Below are 16,724 nucleotides of genomic sequence, written 5' to 3'. Positions count from 1 at the left end.
CTTTTTCGAGGTTTCTTCCTGCCGAGCACGGAATCGCCTCGCCACAGGGGGGGCGAATGTCCTTGTGGCGCAACGACAGCGCCCCTGCCGGCCGTGGGGCCGCGCAGGGGCGCTGGGTGCACGCCGGGTGAGTGGCGTTGTGGCAGTAGCAGATCGGTCAGGAGACCAGCACGACGATCGAGTGGTAGCCGGAGGCTCCGCCGGGGAAGGGGTCGGCCCTCTTCTCGGTCTGAACCTCGCCGGTGCCGTCGGTGGCGCGGACGGTGAGGTCGTGGCGACCGCTCTTGGCATCCCACTCCCAGTACCACTGGCGCCAGTAGTCGGTGCCGCCGTCCGGGCCCAGGGTGGCCTTCTGCCACGGGCCGTCGTCCACGCGGACCTCGACCTCCTTGATGCCGCGGCGCTGGGCCCAGGCCACTCCGCCGATGGCGATCTTCCCGGGCTTGTACGTCGCGAGACCGCGCGGGGTGTCGATGCGGGCCTGGGTCTTCACGGTGCCGTCGATCAGCCAGTCGCGCTTGGTCCAGTAGGCCTCGTCCTTGGCGTAGGTCGTGGCGGTGAGCTTGGTCACCCACTTCGTCGCCCCGACGAAGCCGTAGAGGCCGGGCGTGACCATGCGGGCGGGGAACCCGTGGCGCGCCGGGAGCGGCTCGCCGTTCATGGCCACCGCGATCATCGCCTCACGGTCGTCGGTCAGAGCCTCGATCGGCGTCGAGATGGTCATGCCGTCGGTGGACTCGCTGAGGATCTGGTCCACGCCACTCTTCACGCCGGCGCGCTCGAGCAGGTCCTTGACCAGCACTCCCTGCCACAGGGTGGAGGAGATGTAGGGGCCGCCGACCTCGTTGCTGACGCAGTTGAGGGTGATGTGCTTCTCGATCATCGGCATCTTGATGAGCTCGTCGAACGTGAGCGTGTAGGGCTTGTCGACGTCACCGGTGATCTCGAGCTCCCAGGTCTGCACGTCGATGCGCGGGATCACCAGGGCCGTGTCGACCCGGTAGAACTCCTTGATCGGGGTGCTGAAGGCGCTGATGCCCTTGACCTTGGTCTCGAGCCCGGCGGGCAGGGCTGCTGCGGTGTTCTGGGGCGCAGGCAGGGCGACCGACGAGGGCAGCGTGGGGGCGGCGGCCAGCTTCTGGCCGAGCGCACCCACGGCGGCGGCGCCGACGGTGGCACCTGCGGCGCCGAGGAGGAAGTTGCGGCGACCGGTCGTGCTGGGGACGCCGGGGGCCTGGGCCGAGTGGTCGAGCGGCGACTCCGGGGTCGGGCTGCTCCCGGAGGCGCGTCCCGAGTCCGTGGAGCGCTCGGCCGCGGTGGTGGTGCCGCTGCCCAGCAGGCGCAGCAGCCCGAACAGCACCGCGGCGCCGACGACGGCTGCGGCGAAGGCCGGGAGGATGTCGACGGGGCCGGCGGTCGGGCGCAGCATGGCAGCGAGTCCGGCGAGACCGGCGAGCAGCACGACGAGGACGCCGGCCGCACTCGGGCGCTTGCGGGCCACCAGGCCGATCACCATGGCCGCGAGCGCGGTCACCAGCCCGACGCTGCCGAGCAGGATGGGCTTGTCGGCGTTGCCGAAGTTCTGGACCGCCCACTCCTTCACGGGGGTCGGGGTGGCGTCGATGACGGTGGAGCCCACCGACAGGACGGGCGAGGCGGCCGGGTTCACGAAGGCCGCGACGAGGTGACCCACGGCCATGCCGGTGAGGGCCGCGAGCAGCCCGCTCACGGCATACCTGAGGCTTTGGCTCTTCGATGTGGGGTGCATGACCTCCATTCGTACCCGCGGGGGTCGACGGATGGGTCGGACCGGCGGTCGTCGCACCGGTGGCTGCGGGCGCGCCGCGGGGGCGAGGTAGCGTTGAGCCGTGCCTCCCACCCGTCGCTACCCCAACTTCGTCGCCTTCATCTCGACCGGCGTGATCCTCGGGTTCGTGGTCGGTTCGGCCTTCGCCTACTTCGGCGGCGGCAACACCACGCAGACCGGGCGCAACTTCGGCGTGGCCTCGTCGGTGATGTTCCTCGGCCTCCTCGGGGCCTGCCTCTTCGGCCTCGTGGCCGCCGTCCTCGCCGTGCTTCTGGAACGCCGCGACTGACGCCGTTCCCCCTGTGGGAGACTGACCCACGTGGCACGTGGCGACGGACAGCTGACGCACGATCTCCTCCCAGGCGAGAAGGGCCCGCAGGACGCCTGCGGGGTGTTCGGTGTCTGGGCTCCCGGTGAGGAGGTCGCCAAGCTCACCTACTACGGCCTCTACGCCCTGCAGCACCGTGGGCAGGAGTCGGCCGGCATCGCGACCTCGGACGGGCGCAGCATCCTCGTCTACAAGGACATGGGGCTCGTGTCCCAGGTCTTCGACGAGCGTTCGCTCGCCTCGCTGCGCGGGCACCTCGCCGTCGGCCACTGCCGCTACTCCACGACCGGCGGCTCGACGTGGGAGAACGCCCAGCCCACCCTCGGCGGACACGCCGAGTCGACCGTGGCCCTGGCGCACAACGGCAACCTCATCAACTCCGCCGAGCTGCGCGACCTCGTCGCCTCCCGCGCCGAGGAGGGCTTCGCCCACGGTGGCGGCGAGCTGGTGCGAGGCAACACCACGGACACGGCCCTGGTCACCGCCCTGCTCGCCGACGACCCCGACCGGTCGCTCGAGGCCGCGGCGATGGACATCCTGCCCAAGCTGCAGGGCGCGTTCTGCTTCGTCTTCATGGACGAGCACACCCTGTATGCAGCCCGCGACCCCCAAGGGATCCGTCCCCTGGTCCTCGGCCGCCTCGACCGCGGCTGGGTGGTCGCCTCCGAGACCGCCGCCCTCGACATCGTCGGTGCCTCCCTCATCCGTGAGGTCGAGCCCGGCGAGCTGATCGCGATCGACGAGGAGGGTCTGCGCTCGCAGCGGTTCGCCGAGACGGCGCGCAAGGGCTGCGTCTTCGAGTACGTCTACCTCGCCCGCCCGGACACGACGATCAACGGCCGTGGTGTCCACGAGTCGCGGGTCGAGATGGGCCGGACGTTGGCCCGGGAGCACCCTGTCGAGGCCGACCTCGTCATGCCGACGCCGGAGTCCGGCACCCCGGCGGCGATCGGCTACGCCCAGGAATCGGGGATCCCCTACGGCCAGGGCCTGGTCAAGAACTCCTACGTCGGGCGCACCTTCATCGCCCCGTCGCAGACGATCCGCCAGCTCGGCATCCGGCTCAAGCTCAACCCGCTGCGCGAGGTCATCAAGGGCAAGCGCCTCGTCGTCGTCGACGACTCGATCGTCCGCGGGAACACCCAGCGCGCGCTGGTCCGGATGCTCCGCGAGGCCGGGGCCGCCGAGGTGCACGTGCGGATCTCGAGCCCGCCGGTGCGCTGGCCCTGCTTCTACGGCATCGACTTCGCGACCCGCGCCGAGCTGATCGCCACCGGCATCGGGGTCGAGGAGGTCTGCACCTCCATCGGCGCCGACTCCCTCGGCTACATCAGCGAGGAGGGGATGATCGCGGCCACCGAGCAGCCGAGCGACCAGCTCTGCACCGCGTGCTTCTCGGGCAAGTACCCGCTCGAGCTGCCTGAGGCGAGCCGGCTCGGCAAGAACCTCTTCGAGACGCTGCCCCTCGACGTCGACGGCGTGACCCTCGGCGTCGGCGGCGGCGCCCAGGACGCCCTCACCCGCCCCTAGCCCTCTCGCCTCCCTCTCCGCCGGTCCCCCCACTCCACTGCCGGTTCGATGTAAACGCGCCGCCAATTCAGGGCGCGTTTACATCGACACGGCGAGGTGGCGGGGCGGGCTGTGGATGACTGACGGGTCGGTGGTGCCGGTTTCGCCACGATCGGTCGATGACCTCCCACCGCCGTCTGCGCGTCGACGAGCTGCGACAGCTGGCGCACGACCTCGTGCTGTCGCGGGCCGAGCTCGCGCTGTACGGCTGGGACCGAGGCGCTGTCGCCCGTCAGGTGGCAGCAGGGCGCTGGGCGGCGCACGGACAGCAGACTGTGGCCCTGCACACCGCACCGCTGGGCGTCGAGGGCCTGCGGTGGCGGGCCCTCTGGGGGACGGGTCGCCGGATTGCGGCGCTCGACGGCGTGACGGCGCTGCAGGTTGCCGGGCTCACCGGCTACCAGGACGACCGGGTCCATGTCTCGGTGGTGCACAACGCCCACGTCCCTGCCGTCGAGGGCGTGACTCTTCACAAGGTCGTTCGCCGGGTGGAGCGCGAGCTGGCCGTGAGTGGCATGCCTCGCACCGTGCCTGCCGTGGCCGCGGTGCGGGCTGCTCACTGGGCGGTCAGCGACAGGCAGGCAGCCTTGCTGCTGGTGATGCCCGTGCAGCAACGACTGGTCACCGGTCTTCAGCTCATGGCGGCAACGCGCGCCGTCAGGGGAAGGACGCGACGCGCCTTCATCCCCACCGTCGCGCGGGACATCGCCGACGGTGCGCAGAGCCTCGGCGAGCTGGACTTCGCCACGATGTGTCGTGCCCGAGGTCTGCCGGCACCGACCAAGCAGGTCGTCCGGCGACTCGGGTGGGGCAGGGCGTACCTCGACGCCGCCTGGGAGGACATCGGGCTCGTCGTCGAGATCGACGGGTCGCAGCACCAGTGGGGACTCGCTCCGACCGACGACCAGTTTCGCCAGAACGCCTTGGTCATCAGCGGGGACCGGGTGCTGCGCATGACGCTGATGGGGTTGCGCCTGGACTCCGAGCGCTTCATGGACCAGGTCTGTGCGGCCCATGCGGCCTTGTCCCGCCGCCGGGCCAGTTGAGTCGATGTGGACACGCCGCGTTTCCCCGGCGCGTCTACATCGACCGGGCGGGGAGCGGCGGGACGGCGGGAGGGGCGGGGCGGTGGACTCGGAACGGGGCAGGGGTGGCGGCGGTCTAGGCTGGGGACCGTGAGCGAACCGATCACCTATGCCTCCGCCGGCGTCGACGTCGAGGCCGGTGACAAGGCCGTCGAGCTGATGAAGGCCTCGGTGCGCCGGGCCACCCGTCCCGAGGTGCTCGGGGGCCTGGGCGGATTCGCCGGCATGTTCGACGCCAGTGCCATCGCGCGGATGACCCGCCCGGTCCTGGCCACGAGCACGGACGGCGTCGGCACCAAGGTCGCGATCGCGCAGGCGATGGACCGGCACGACACGATCGGCTTCGACCTCGTCGGCATGGTCGTCGACGACATCGTCGTGTGCGGCGCCGAGCCGCTGTTCATGACCGACTACATCGCCACCGGCCGTGTCGTGCCCGAGCGGATCGCGGCGATCGTGTCCGGTATCGCTGCTGCCTGTGAGCAGGCGCGCGTCGCCCTCGTCGGTGGCGAGACGGCCGAGCACCCGGGACTGCTCGAGGCGGACGAGTACGACGTGGCCGGTGCCGCGACCGGGGTCGTCGAGTATGCCGACGTGCTGGGTCCCGACCGCGTCACCTCCGGTGACGTGGTGCTGGCTCTCGGCTCGAGCGGTCTGCACTCCAACGGGTACTCGTTGGTGCGCAAGGTCATCGGTGCCGCAGGGTGGCAGCTCGACCGCCACGTCGACGAGTTCGGCCACACGTTGGGGGAGGAGCTCCTCACCCCGACCCGGGTCTACTCCGCCGACCTGCTCGACCTCATCCGCACCGACGGCATCGACGTCCACGCGTTGTCTCACGTGACCGGTGGCGGCCTGGCCGCCAACCTCGCCCGGGTCCTCCCGACGGGGGCCTTCGCACGCCTCGACCGGAGCACGTGGACGCCGCCCGCCGTCTTCAGCACGGTCGGCGACCTCGGCGGCGTGCCACGAACCGACCTCGAGCGCACCCTCAACATGGGGGTCGGCTTCGTGGCGATGCTGCCGGCCGACCAGGTCGACACAGCCACCCGGGAGCTGGCCGCACGCGGCATCCAGGCCTGGGCCATCGGGGACGTCAGCGACCTGGAGGGCGCTCCCGTCGAGGACGGGGTCGAGGTCGTCCACGGGGCCAAGGGCGTCGACGGTGGCTCCGTCCAGATGGTCGGCGACCACCCCTCCGCCTGAGTCGAGCCGCCGCGCGCGGTCGAGCCGCAGAGCGACAGAACAGCAGAGCGACCGAACAGCAGAGCCATCGAACGGCAGAGCCGCGAGTTGGGCGGCTCTAAGGGACTCTGGGCGATCCCGGGATGATCCCGGCATACCGGCGCAGCATCTCCTCCATCCGGCGCACCTCTCGCGCGCGTTCTGGACGAGCCTCGGGTCCGGGTGCCTGCCTAGCCTCGAACGGTGAGCCTCATGCACTTCCTGCGCAGGCAGCCGGACGACGCGCCCCCGGTCGAGCGGTCCGAGCTCCGCCAGTACCGCTACCTCCTGCGGACCGCCTCGCCGGAGGCGTTGGACGACCTGCACCGCGAGGCGCTGGCCGTCCTCGACCCGGCGGTCCGGGCGATCATCCTGCGCACCGCGCAGGAACGTCTCCAGACCGGCCGCGACCTCACCGTCGACGACACCCGCCACCTCGCCCGGCTCATCACGGTCGCCGAGGTCCGCACGCCGGGGGTGCTGATCTCGGCCCTGGTCGACATCGCCCACGAACGGCTGGCCAGGGCGGTGCTGCGACCGGCGGCCAGGAACGGTCTGCTCGACGACTACGACGCCTGGGACGGTCTGGAGCCCGACCGCGCGACGACCATCGAACGCCTGCCGGAGTCGTTGCGCAAGGGCGCCTGAGTCAGCCCAGACGCTGGCACCAGGCGGGGTGAGAGTCCTACCCTCAGCCATGAGGAAGTTCGGGGGGACCCACGCCGACCAGCCGTCCACGCCGCACCCACGGACGGAGGACCCGGTCGAGCGGCAGTACCGCTTCCTGCTGCGGTCTGCGCCCGTCGACGCGCTCGAGGCAGCCCACGCGCAGGCCTTGGAAGCAGTCCCCGAGGACGTGCGCGCCGCCGTCCTCGCCACCGTCCAGGACGCGCTCGTCGCCGGCCAGCGGCTGACGACGGCCGACACCGGCGCGATGGCCAGGCTGGTGACCGCGGGCGAACGCCGGTCACCCGGCGCCTTCCTGACCGCCTGCCCGTCTGTCGCACGCCGTCGGTTGGCGCAGGCGGTGGTGGACAGCGAGGCCGTGTTCGGCCTCTTCACCGGGTATGCGGCGTGGGACGGTGCGGAGCCCGAGCCCGCCGACGTGGGCGTGGACCACGGTGGCGCCCATGCCGTCGACCGCGGGGACCCGGCGGCGGCCGGCAAGGCGTTCGCCTACGGTCACGGGCTCACCGTGACCAGCTGGGGTACGGGCGGCGGCGGGTCCTAGCCCGCCAGCACCTCGGCGGTGCTGGCCAGACGCACGAGGGGCGCGTAGAGGGCCATGAGGTCCAGCGCCTTGGCGTGGTTGGCGTCCGACGAGCCGGCGCAGGCGTCTGTCACCACGGTGACCGACGCTCCTGCGTCAGCGGCGGCCAGCACCGTCGAGATGACGCAGCAATCGGTCGCGACACCGGCCACGACCAGGTGCGGGTGCTCGCCGACCACCGGTCGCAGGACGTCCCACTTCCCGAACGTCGACGCGGTGACGACCTCAGCCGAGGTGACGCCCCCGGTGGAAGGGACGGCCGACGGGTCGGCCAGATCGTCGGTCAGCGCGTACAGCGGGTCGTCGTCGCCGACCAGCGCCCACGGGAAGTCCTCGTAGTACGGCCTCCACGCCCCGGCGGGCTCGGCGGGTGCGACGAAGCGGGTCAGCACCGTCCGTCCGGGATGGGCGTCGGCGAGCCGGCGCGCGGCACCGGCCGCGGCCGCATACCGGGGAGCGCACCACGGGCTGGACGGGTCGCCGAACACGCGCTGGAAGTCGATCCCGACGAACCACGGCGCCCCGCTCACGCGCGGGTCCCGGCACCAGCCTCGGTGCCGGACTCGGTGCCAGCCTCTTGGCGGCGGACCGTCCCCCGGCGCAGCACCAGGGTCGCGACGAACGACAGCACGAGGGCGAGCAGGACGCCGAGGTTGGCGTAGGGCCAGTTGCCGTCCCAGTAGGCGCCGGCGGGGTCGTCGACGAAGGTGCCGAGACCGAGGGGCTCCAAGAGGTAGCCCTGCCAGTTGTTCCAGGAGGCGTCCGCGGCGAAGTTGTTGACCACGAGTCCCCAGCCGACGACGGACGCGACGACCATCGTGCCGATCGAGGCCCAGTCCCAGGCTCCGTAGCGGCCGCGCGGGTCGAACAGCGCCTGCTCGTCGTAGTCGCGCCTGCGCAGGACGATGTCGGCGATCATGATCCCCGCCCAGGAGGCGAGCGGGACGCCGAGGGTGATGAGGAACGACTGGAACGGGTTGATGAAGCTGTCGGCGAAGAAGACGACGTAGATCGTGCCGAGGGTGAGGATGACGCCGTCCACGAAGGCGGCCTTGGGGCGGGAGATCTTCACGCCGAGCGAGAGCAGCGTCAGGCCCGAGGAGTAGATGCCGAGGACGGCGCCGCTCACCAGGGCCAGGATCGCCGCGAGCAGGAACGGCACGAGGAACCACGTGGGCAGGATGGTGGCCAGCGTCCCGACGGGGTCGGACTGGATCCCGTCACGGAGCTTCTGGTCGGACCCCGCCAGGGCCAGGCCGAAGACGACGAGCAGGATGGGGGCGAGGGCGCCGCCGAAGGTGTTCCAGCCGACGATCGAGGCGCCGGACGCGTCGCGACGCTGGTAGCGCGACCAGTCGGCGGCGATGTTGATCCACCCGAGGCCGAAGCCGGTCATCACGAGGACGAGTGCTCCCACCACCTGCTGGGTGGACCCGGAGGGGATCGCGGAGACGGTGTCCCAGTCGACGTCGCCGACGGTGAGGGCGACGTAGACGATGCTCACGGCGCCGGTGATCCAGGTGAGCCAGGACTGGAGCCGCATGATCACGTGGTAGCCGGCGACCGAGGCCGCGACGACGAGGGCCGCGGTGACCAGGCTCGCGACGATCTTGGTCGCGGTGCCGCCGCTCCACCCGAGCTGGGTGAAGATCGTGGCGGTCGCCAGGGTGGCCGTGATGACCAGGAACGTCTCCCAGCCGATCGAGGTCAGCCAAGACATGACGCCCGGCACCTTCTGGCCGGTCACGCCGAACGCGGCGCGCGACAGCACCATGGTCGGGGCGGACCCGCGCTTGCCGGCGATGGCGATGACGCCGCAGAGGGCGAAGGACACGACGACCCCGACGACGGTGACGACGAACGCCTGCCAGAACGAGATGCCGAACCCGAGGACGAACCCCGCGTAGGACAGCCCGAACACGGAGACGTTGGCCGCGAACCACGGCCAGAAGAGGTCCGAGGGCCTTGCGGTGCGGTCGGCCTCGTCGATGATCTCGATGCCGGTGGTCTCGACCCCGAGACGACGCGTCTGCTCGCGCGCGTCGGGCTGGGTGTGCGCGCCCGTGTCAGTGCTCATGCCGCGAGCGTAGGCCCATCCGGATGCCAACACTCATGCGCCACGGCACGACGCCATGACGACGTGCCGTGGTGCGGCGGTGATGACACACGAACCGAGGCCCGCGCATGAGGTGGTGTGGTCAGTCAGGTCCTCGGGTCAACCTTGGCCCGAAGCCCACTTTCCGTACTCGTCGTACTCGTCCTCGCCCTCGGAGGTGTCGGAGGTTCGCTCCGGCTCCGCGTAGGAAGACCCGTGCAGTTCTCGCTCAAGCGCACTCAAGTCGGTGTTCGGGGAGAAGTACTTCAGCTCCCGAGCGACCTTCGTCTGCTTGGCCTTGGCCCGGCCGCGCCCCATGGCGTGACCCCCTCATGCGTCTGCCGGGACGGCATCGCTCGGGTCGAGTCATCGTGATGACGGCTCGACTCCGCGGAGCGGTCCCGGGAATCGTGTATATGTCGTGGGCCCAACGCTACATGAGCGTGGCAAGTTTGGCGGCAGGACTCCCGCGGGACGGACGCCGAAGCATTCACCGAGCACCCCCCAGGAGCGGTATGGCGCCGCCGGTCGGGACCGCGGCGCCATACCTGCGTCCTCAGCCGGCCGGAAGCCAGATCCCGCCGGCCGCCTTCGCGGCCATCCGCTCCTCGGCGATGTGGTCGGCTGCGGCGGCGGGGGTGATGTCGCGGGCCGTCGCCGTCTCGAGCACCTCGAGGGTGTGGTCGAAGATCGCCGTCGCGCCCTTCTTGGCGCGCTCGAAGTCGAACCCGTGCAGCTCGTCACTGACCTGGATGACGCCGCCGGCGTTGACGAGGAAGTCGGGGGCGTAGGTGATGCCGCGGGCCTTGAGCTGGTCGGCGGTGCCGCCCGGGCCTTCGGTGACCAGCTGGTTGTTGGCCCCGCCGCAGACGACGGTCGCGCGCAGGGACGCGACGGTCTGCTCGTCGAGCGCTCCACCGAGCGCGCACGGGGCGTAGACGTCGAGGTCCGCGCGGACCAAGGCGGCGGTCTCGGCGACTACGTCGATCTCGGGGTGGGCGGCCTTGAGGGCGGCCACGGCCTGCTCGTTGACGTCGGTGACGACGACGTGGGCGCCGTCCTCGAGCAGGTGACCGGTGAGGATGCGGCCGACCTTGCCGACGCCGGCGATGCCGACGGTGCGGCCCTTGAGCGTCGGCTCGCCCCACAGGTGCTGCGCGCACGCGCGCATGCCCTGGAACACGCCGTACGCGGTGAGGACGGAGGAGTCGCCCGCCCCGCCGTTGGCCTCGGACCGGCCGGTCGCGAACCGCGTGGTCTCGCTCACGACGTCCATGTCGGCGACGTAGGTGCCCACGTCGCAGGCCGTGACGTAGCGGCCTCCGAGGCTCTCGACGAAGCGGCCGTAGGCCCGCAGCAGCTCGGGGGTCTTGTCGGTCGCCGGGTCGCCGATGATGACGGCCTTGCCGCCGCCGAGGTCGAGCCCGGCCACGGCGTTCTTGTAGGCCATGCCGCGCGAGAGGCGCAGGACGTCGGCGAGGGCGGCCTCCTCGCTGGCGTACGGGTAGAAGCGCGTCCCGCCGAGGGCCGGGCCGAGGGCGGTGCTGTAGATGCCGATGATGGCGCGCAGCCCGGTGGCGCGGTCGTGGCAGAACACGACCTGCTCGTGCTCGGCCATCGAGGCGGCCGAGGTGGCCGGGGTCGTGGCAGGCAGCGGGGTGGAGGGCGAGGGCGACGAGGACGTGGTCACGGTGGTGACTCCTGGAGCTCGGTGGGGCGCGGGACGGGACGGGGGCGGCGCGGGTCTCGCGCCCACCCCAGCGTATTCCCGACCACCTGCTGGTCGGGTGACTAGTCCCAACGGGCCATGGGGGATGACCCGTATGGAATGTTCCCAAAGGGGGCGGGTTGTCCGATTATGGAGAGACGTCCCCTGCACGAGGAGAAATCATGGTTACTCGCACCACCGAGGTTGAGAAGCTGCTCACCCCCGCTGAAGTCGCGTCGCTGTTCCGCGTCGACCCCAAGACGGTCACCCGTTGGGCCAAGGCCGGAAAGCTGAACTCGATCCGCACGCTCGGCGGTCACCGCCGCTACCGGGAGGCCGAGGTTCGCGCTCTTCTCTCTGACGTGATCTGAGCCGCTGGCCGCCGTCCGGGGGCAGGGCCCGGGCGCCGGAAAGACAGCCGCTCTCCATCACCGCTCACCTCCGGGTGAGGTCAGCACCGGCTCGGGAAGGCCGGTGTGGTCCGGGTCCGTCGAACGGACCCGGACCGGCACCACCCCGGTCGCGACCTCCAGGCGCGTCCGCGACGGTACGTTGCGGTCATGCCTGACCAGGATCTCGCCGGTGCCCGTCGTGGACCGCTCACGGACGTGTCCGTGGTCGAGGTCGGAGGGATCGGTCCCGTGCCCTTCGCGGCGATGCTGCTGGCCGACCTCGGCGCGGACGTCGTGCGCGTCGACCGGCCGGGTGAGGACCTCAGTGGCACCCACGCGGTGCTCCTGCGCGGTCGCCGTTCGATGGTCCTTGACCTCAAGTCCGGGCACGGCCGGGACGAGGTGCTGGGTCTCGTCGAGCGCAGCGACGTGCTCCTGGAGGGGTTCCGGCCCGGCGTCGCCGAGCGGCTCGGGCTCGGGCCGGACGTCGCCCTCGCGCGCAACCCTCGTCTCGTCTACGGGCGGATGACGGGATGGGGCCAGGACGGCCCGTATGCAGCGCTGGCCGGCCACGACATCACCTACCTCGCGGTCAGCGGTGTCCTCGACGCGTTCACGGGCGAGGGCGGACGGCCGGTGCCACCGCTGAACCTGCTCGGGGACTTCGGTGGCGGCGGGTCGCTGCTGGCCTTCGGGGTGCTCGCCGGCGTGCTGCACGCGCGTGCCACGGGGGAGGGGCAGGTCGTCGACGCGGCCATCGTCGACGGAGTGGCTGCCATGACGGCCATGCAGCAGTCGCTCGTGGCCGGTGGTGGCTGGTCGAGGCCTCGTGGGGAGAACCTGTTCGACGGAGGGGCGCCGTTCTACCGCTGCTACCGCACCCTCGACGACCGCTGGATGGCCGTCGGCGCGATCGAGCCGGTGTTCTACGCGCGGCTGCTGACCGGCCTCGGGCTCGAGCCTGCCGACCTCCTGGGGGCCCAGCTCGACCCCGCCGGGTGGAGCCGCACCAGTGCGGTGCTCGCCGAGCGGTTCGCGACCCGGACCCAGGACGAGTGGACCGGGGTGTTCGCGGGTCTCGACGCCTGCGTGGCACCCGTGCTCACCCTCGAGGAGGCCCGCCACGACCCACACCTCGTCGCGCGCCACACGTATGTGGCACGGCCCGGTGAGCCGGTCCAGCCGGGATCCGTGCCCCGGTTCTCGCGCACTCCCGGGGCAAACCGGGGCGAGCCGGACGAGCCGGGCGAGCCGGGCGAGCCGGGCGAGCCGGGCGAAGGCGTCGCGGGCGCTTCGGATGACGCCGTTCCGAGGACGGACTAGAGGTGCTGGGCCGAACGGACGACATCCTGTTCAAGTATTGGCAAAGTGCATACCCCCGACATCCCCGCACCGTGTTCGATGAGGTCATAACTTACGCACGTGATTTCTAGGGAGTCCGCAGTGATCAACAGCCTCGGTGTCTTCGTCCAGGACCAGATGAGCCTGCTCGGCTGGAACCGTGCCGTGCTCGCCGAGCGCACCGGGATCGACGAGTGGACCATCGCCACGATCCTGGACTCCCACGTCCTGGCAGGCTCGCCCGACACCGACGACATCCTCGCCCTCGCCCGGGCCTTCTCCATGCCGGTGCGCGAGATCGTCCTGCGCGCAGCCGAGGGCTGCGGCCTGCACGTCATGGCGCCGATGAACCCCACCGAGACGCTGCTCCTCGCGTCGAACGACGAGCTCATGAGCGAGCTGCGTCGCCGCCTGGCCCTCGGTGCCCGCACCGGTGGCTACCTCGCCGCCCCGGCCCAGCGCTGGGACGTCGAAGCCGTCTGACCGAGCGCCAACGCTCTGCGGGTCCACTCCCTGACCCGCTCCCGAGGACCATCACCTCCCGCGGTCGACCCCGGACCCACGTACTGCCCGCCCTCCACCACCCGCCTGCGTGTCCTCAGGCCCGTGGTGGAGGGCTGCGGCGTTCAGGGGGCTGTCGGTCAGTCGTGGGAGCGCAGGGCTGCGGCGAGGCCCTCGAGGGCGGACACGGCGCGGTCGCGCTCCCTGGCCAGGCAGTCGAGCACCTGGTCGTCGACGAGCCGGCCCTCGTCGCCGAGGTCCTCGACCTCCTTGCACAGGGCCGCCAGCGCCGTGGCGCCGAGGTTGGCCGAGCTCCCCTTGAGGCTGTGGGCCGCTCGACCCATCTGCTCGGCCTCACCGGTGTCGCGGGCCTGCCGCAGGGCCTGCATCGTCTGCTCGGAGCCGGTGCCGAACCGGTCGATGAAGCGCAGCAGCATCGACGGGTCACCCGGTTCGAGGTCGAGCAGCTCCTCGAGGCGGTCGCGGTCGAGCACCTCGGCGTGGTCGTCGATGAGCTCGGGGAGGGTGAGGACACCCGCGGAGTCCGGCTCGTCCCTGGAGTCCGCACGCGCCGGGACCCAGGTGGCCAGGGTGGAGCGCAGCAGGGCGACGTCGACCGGCTTGGTCAGGAAGTCGTCCATCCCCGCCAACAGGCAGCGCTCGCGCTCGCCGGCGATCGCGGCGGCGGTCATCGCGACGATCGGGATGCGAGAGCCGGGGACTTCCTGGGCCCGGATCGCCCGGGTGGCCTCGTAGCCGTCCATCTGGGGCATCTGGCAGTCCATGAGGATGGCGTCGAACCCGTCGGGCTCGGCCATGAAACACGCGACCCCGACCACGCCGTTCTCGGCGACGGAGGCTGCATACCCGAGGCTCTCGAGAATGCCCACGGCGACCATCTGGTTCACGGGGTTGTCCTCCACCACGAGGACGCGGCCGAGCCGTCCGGACGGGCCGGTCGGCGAGGGCACGTTCGGCGCGGCGCGCACGGCGTTGGCCGACCCCGAGGAAGGTGCCGAGGCGGCCACCGTCGCCAGGCTGTCGAAGAGGCTGGAGGCGAACACGGGCTTGGTGAGGGCCAGGTCGATGCCGGCGTCGTTGAGCGTCGTCGAGTTCAGGTCCATCGAGGAGGTGAGCAGGATGATGCGGGTGTCGGCGAAGCGGCCGTCGCCACGCACCATGCGGGCGAACTGCTCGCCGTTCACGCCTGGCATGAGGTAGTCGAGCAGCACCACGTCGAACGGAGCACCGTTGCGCTTGGCCTCGTCGAGGGCGCTGAGTCCCTCGACGCCCGAAGCGGCCAAGGAGGTGTCGACCTTCCAGGCGCCGAGCTGCTCCTCGAGGATGAAGCGGTTGGTCTCGTTGTCGTCGATGACCAGGACCCGCAGACCCGACACGATCGCCGTCCCGATCGAGGCGGGGACCGGCAGGTTCGTCGCAGGGGAGAACGGGGCGGTGAACCAGAACGTGCTGCCCCGTCCGCGGGCGCTGCTGACCCCGATCTCGCCACCCATGGCGGCGACGATCTGTTTGCAGATGGCGAGCCCGAGACCCGTGCCGCCGTACTCGCGGGTGGTCGACGCATCGCCCTGGGAGAAGGCCGTGAACAAGCGGTCCTGGACCTCGGGCGTCATGCCGTACCCGGTGTCGGTCACCTCCACGCGCAGGACCACCGAGCCGTCGGGGGCGTCCTGCTCGAGCGACGCCCGGACGACGACCTCACCGTTGGCGGTGAACTTCACGGCGTTGGAGGTGAGGTTGGCGATGACCTGGCCGAAGCGGACGGGGTCGCCGCACACGGCCATCGGCAGGTCCGGCTGGCACGACACGACGAGCTCGAGCGACTTTCGTCGCGCTTGCTCGGCGACGACCGTGCTGCTCTGCTCGATGACCGTCCGCGGGTCGAAGTCGACCTGCTCCAGCTCGAGGCGGCCGGCCTCGATCTTGGACAGGTCGAGGATGTCGTTGACGAGGGCCAGCAGCTGGCGGCCGGCGTTGTCGATGCCGTCGGTCAACCGGCGCTGGCGCTCGGTGAGCTCGGTGCGGTTGAGCAGCTCGGACAGGCCGATGACGCCGTTGAGCGGCGTGCGGATCTCGTGGCTCATCGTCGCGAGGAACTGCGACTTGGCCACCGAGGCTGCCATGGCGTCGTCGCGGGCGGCCGCGAGCCGCTCCCGGGTCCACTCGCGCTCGGCGACGCGGGCGAACAGCGCCGTCGCCTGGCCGATCGTGACCGCGTCGCTGTCGGTGGGCGGGGTGGAGACCCGGCTGTCCATGACGATGACGCAGGCGGCCCGCTCCTCGGCCACGATCGGGGCCGCAACCAGGGTGGTGCCCTCGCTGGTCCTCCCGACGGCGGGGACACGGGTCTGCACGGCCTGGAGCGCGAGGCGCAGCGACTCGTCGCGGTCGTGGTCGTCGACCGGTCGGACCTCGCCCTCGACCGCCTGGAGGGTGCCGTCGACGTCGACCATCCAGCCGGCGACGGGTCGCCAGCCCGTGTGGGTGGCGACGTCGGCGATGATCGTGGGGACGACGTCGACCAGCCTGTTGGCCTGGTTGGCCGTCGTGGCCATGGCCGAGAGCAGCGCGAGAGCCTGCTCGGCGTCCTTGGTGGCCGTCACGTCCTGGGAGGTGCCGCCGAGGCGCACCGCCCCCCCGTGCCGGTCCCGGCTGACTTGACCCCGTCCGCGGATCCACAGGAACGAGCCGTCGCGCTGGACGATCCGGCAGTCGAACTCCAGCGGTTCGTCCCGGGCGATCGCCGCGTCGACGATGCCCCCCACGGTCTCGCGGTCGTCGGGGTGCAGGATGGCGAAGAAGGCCTCGACGCTGGGCACCGGCACCTCGGCGGGGTCGACCCCGTAGATGCGGTAGAGCTCGTCGGACCAGGTCACCTCGTCGGTGACCAGGTCCCAGTCCCAGCTGCCGATCTTGGCGATGCGTTGCGCCTCGGCGAGCTGCTGCTCACGGTGCTGGAGGGTGTCGATGAGCCGACGCTGCTCGCTGTACTCGGTGACGCGGTGCAGCCAGCCGACGTGGTCGCCCTCGTCGTCCTTGATCGGCGTGTGGCTCACCAGGGCCCAGATGTCGCTGCCGTCGCCGCGGAGGAGGCGGCACTCGAGGTTGCTCCCGGGTGTGCGTGAGGTCGCGAGCACCTGGAGGTGCCGGGCGAAGTCCTCCTTGCCCTGCTCGTCGATGCAGTCGAAGACCGACAGCCCTCGCATCTGTTCCGGCGTCCGCCCCAGGAGCTGGCCGAGCCGGCCGTTCGCGAAGATCGTGGTGCCGCGCTCGTCGAAGACCCACAGGCCGTCCGGGGAGGCCTGCACCAGCCAGCGACTCAGGTCACTGGCGTCCAGGTCGGCGAGGGCTTCGTGCTGCACACGACGATCTTCATGCATCAA

15 protein-coding genes are annotated in these 16,724 nt (G+C 71.2%); 9 read left to right on the top strand and 6 right to left on the bottom strand.

Features of this window, described 5'->3' with window-relative positions; genetic code table 11:
• Positions 1-157: 157 nt before the first annotated feature.
• Positions 158-1,768 carry a molybdopterin-dependent oxidoreductase gene (locus tag ABD286_RS13365; RefSeq protein WP_344194258.1) on the bottom strand — a complete coding sequence of 537 codons (1,611 nt, stop codon included), beginning with the start codon at positions 1,766-1,768 and terminating at the stop codon, positions 158-160.
• A gap of 100 nt (positions 1,769-1,868) precedes the next feature.
• Between ABD286_RS13365 and ABD286_RS13360 the strand changes: the two genes are divergently transcribed.
• From ABD286_RS13360 to ABD286_RS13335, 6 genes are all read left to right on the top strand, one after another.
• The gene (locus ABD286_RS13360) at positions 1,869-2,096 is read left to right on the top strand and encodes a hypothetical protein (protein ID WP_344194256.1); all 228 of its coding nucleotides are present in this window, start codon (positions 1,869-1,871) and stop codon (positions 2,094-2,096) included.
• Between the two features lie 30 nt (positions 2,097-2,126).
• Positions 2,127-3,665 (top strand): amidophosphoribosyltransferase, encoded by a 1,539-nt coding sequence (gene purF / locus ABD286_RS13355; RefSeq protein WP_344194254.1) that lies wholly within the window; start codon positions 2,127-2,129, stop codon positions 3,663-3,665.
• A 158-nt stretch (positions 3,666-3,823) separates the two neighbouring features.
• Complete coding sequence (locus ABD286_RS13350) at positions 3,824-4,750, top strand: hypothetical protein (protein ID WP_344194252.1); 927 nt, start codon at positions 3,824-3,826, stop codon at positions 4,748-4,750.
• 129 nt (positions 4,751-4,879) lie between these two features.
• Entirely contained in the window at positions 4,880-5,995 is a 1,116-nt protein-coding gene (purM, locus tag ABD286_RS13345) for a phosphoribosylformylglycinamidine cyclo-ligase (protein ID WP_425565378.1), read from the top strand.
• A 222-nt stretch (positions 5,996-6,217) separates the two neighbouring features.
• A complete protein-coding gene (locus ABD286_RS13340) occupies positions 6,218-6,661 on the top strand; it encodes a hypothetical protein (protein ID WP_344194250.1) in 444 nt (147 codons plus the stop codon).
• Positions 6,662-6,710: 49 nt separating this feature from the next.
• Positions 6,711-7,244 (top strand): hypothetical protein, encoded by a 534-nt coding sequence (locus tag ABD286_RS13335; RefSeq protein ID WP_344194248.1) that lies wholly within the window; start codon positions 6,711-6,713, stop codon positions 7,242-7,244.
• Here ABD286_RS13335 and ABD286_RS13330 read toward each other — a convergent pair.
• The 4 genes from ABD286_RS13330 to ABD286_RS13315 all read right to left on the bottom strand — a co-directional run bounded on the left by ABD286_RS13330 (position 7,241) and on the right by ABD286_RS13315 (position 11,068).
• Positions 7,241-7,813: a cysteine hydrolase family protein gene (locus ABD286_RS13330; RefSeq protein ID WP_344194246.1), complete on the bottom strand. Its 573-nt coding sequence runs from the start codon at positions 7,811-7,813 to the stop codon at positions 7,241-7,243. The two genes, ABD286_RS13335 and ABD286_RS13330, sit on opposite strands and share 4 nt — an antisense overlap.
• On the bottom strand, positions 7,810-9,360 hold the full coding sequence (locus ABD286_RS13325; RefSeq protein ID WP_344194245.1) for a purine-cytosine permease family protein: 1,551 nt from the start codon (positions 9,358-9,360) through the stop codon (positions 7,810-7,812). The genes ABD286_RS13330 and ABD286_RS13325 overlap by 4 nt, the downstream gene beginning before the upstream one ends.
• 138 nt (positions 9,361-9,498) lie before the next feature.
• The gene (locus tag ABD286_RS13320; protein WP_344194243.1) at positions 9,499-9,696 is read right to left on the bottom strand and encodes a DUF3073 domain-containing protein; all 198 of its coding nucleotides are present in this window, start codon (positions 9,694-9,696) and stop codon (positions 9,499-9,501) included.
• 238 nt (positions 9,697-9,934) lie between these two features.
• Complete coding sequence (locus ABD286_RS13315) at positions 9,935-11,068, bottom strand: Glu/Leu/Phe/Val dehydrogenase dimerization domain-containing protein (RefSeq protein ID WP_344194241.1); 1,134 nt, start codon at positions 11,066-11,068, stop codon at positions 9,935-9,937.
• Positions 11,069-11,268: 200 nt separating this feature from the next.
• Between ABD286_RS13315 and ABD286_RS13310 the strand changes: the two genes are divergently transcribed.
• The 3 genes from ABD286_RS13310 (at position 11,269) to ABD286_RS13300 (ending at position 13,302) form a co-directional block, all read left to right on the top strand.
• Positions 11,269-11,457, top strand: coding sequence for a BldC family transcriptional regulator (locus ABD286_RS13310; protein ID WP_056884367.1), 189 nt, complete (start codon positions 11,269-11,271; stop codon positions 11,455-11,457).
• 189 nt (positions 11,458-11,646) lie between these two features.
• Positions 11,647-12,801, top strand: a complete 1,155-nt coding sequence (locus ABD286_RS13305; protein ID WP_344194236.1) for a CaiB/BaiF CoA transferase family protein — start codon at positions 11,647-11,649, stop codon at positions 12,799-12,801.
• A 120-nt stretch (positions 12,802-12,921) separates the two neighbouring features.
• A complete protein-coding gene (locus ABD286_RS13300; protein ID WP_344194234.1) occupies positions 12,922-13,302 on the top strand; it encodes a hypothetical protein in 381 nt (126 codons plus the stop codon).
• A gap of 158 nt (positions 13,303-13,460) precedes the next feature.
• On the opposite strand, the gene ABD286_RS13295 is transcribed toward ABD286_RS13300, so the two are convergent.
• Positions 13,461-16,703 (bottom strand): response regulator, encoded by a 3,243-nt coding sequence (locus ABD286_RS13295; RefSeq protein WP_344194232.1) that lies wholly within the window; start codon positions 16,701-16,703, stop codon positions 13,461-13,463.
• Between the last annotated feature and the right edge of the window lie 21 nt (positions 16,704-16,724).

The organism is Pedococcus aerophilus, assembly GCF_039532215.1.
Lineage (GTDB): Bacteria > Actinomycetota > Actinomycetes > Actinomycetales > Dermatophilaceae > Pedococcus > Pedococcus aerophilus.
This window is presented reverse-complemented; position numbering and strand designations above follow the sequence as displayed.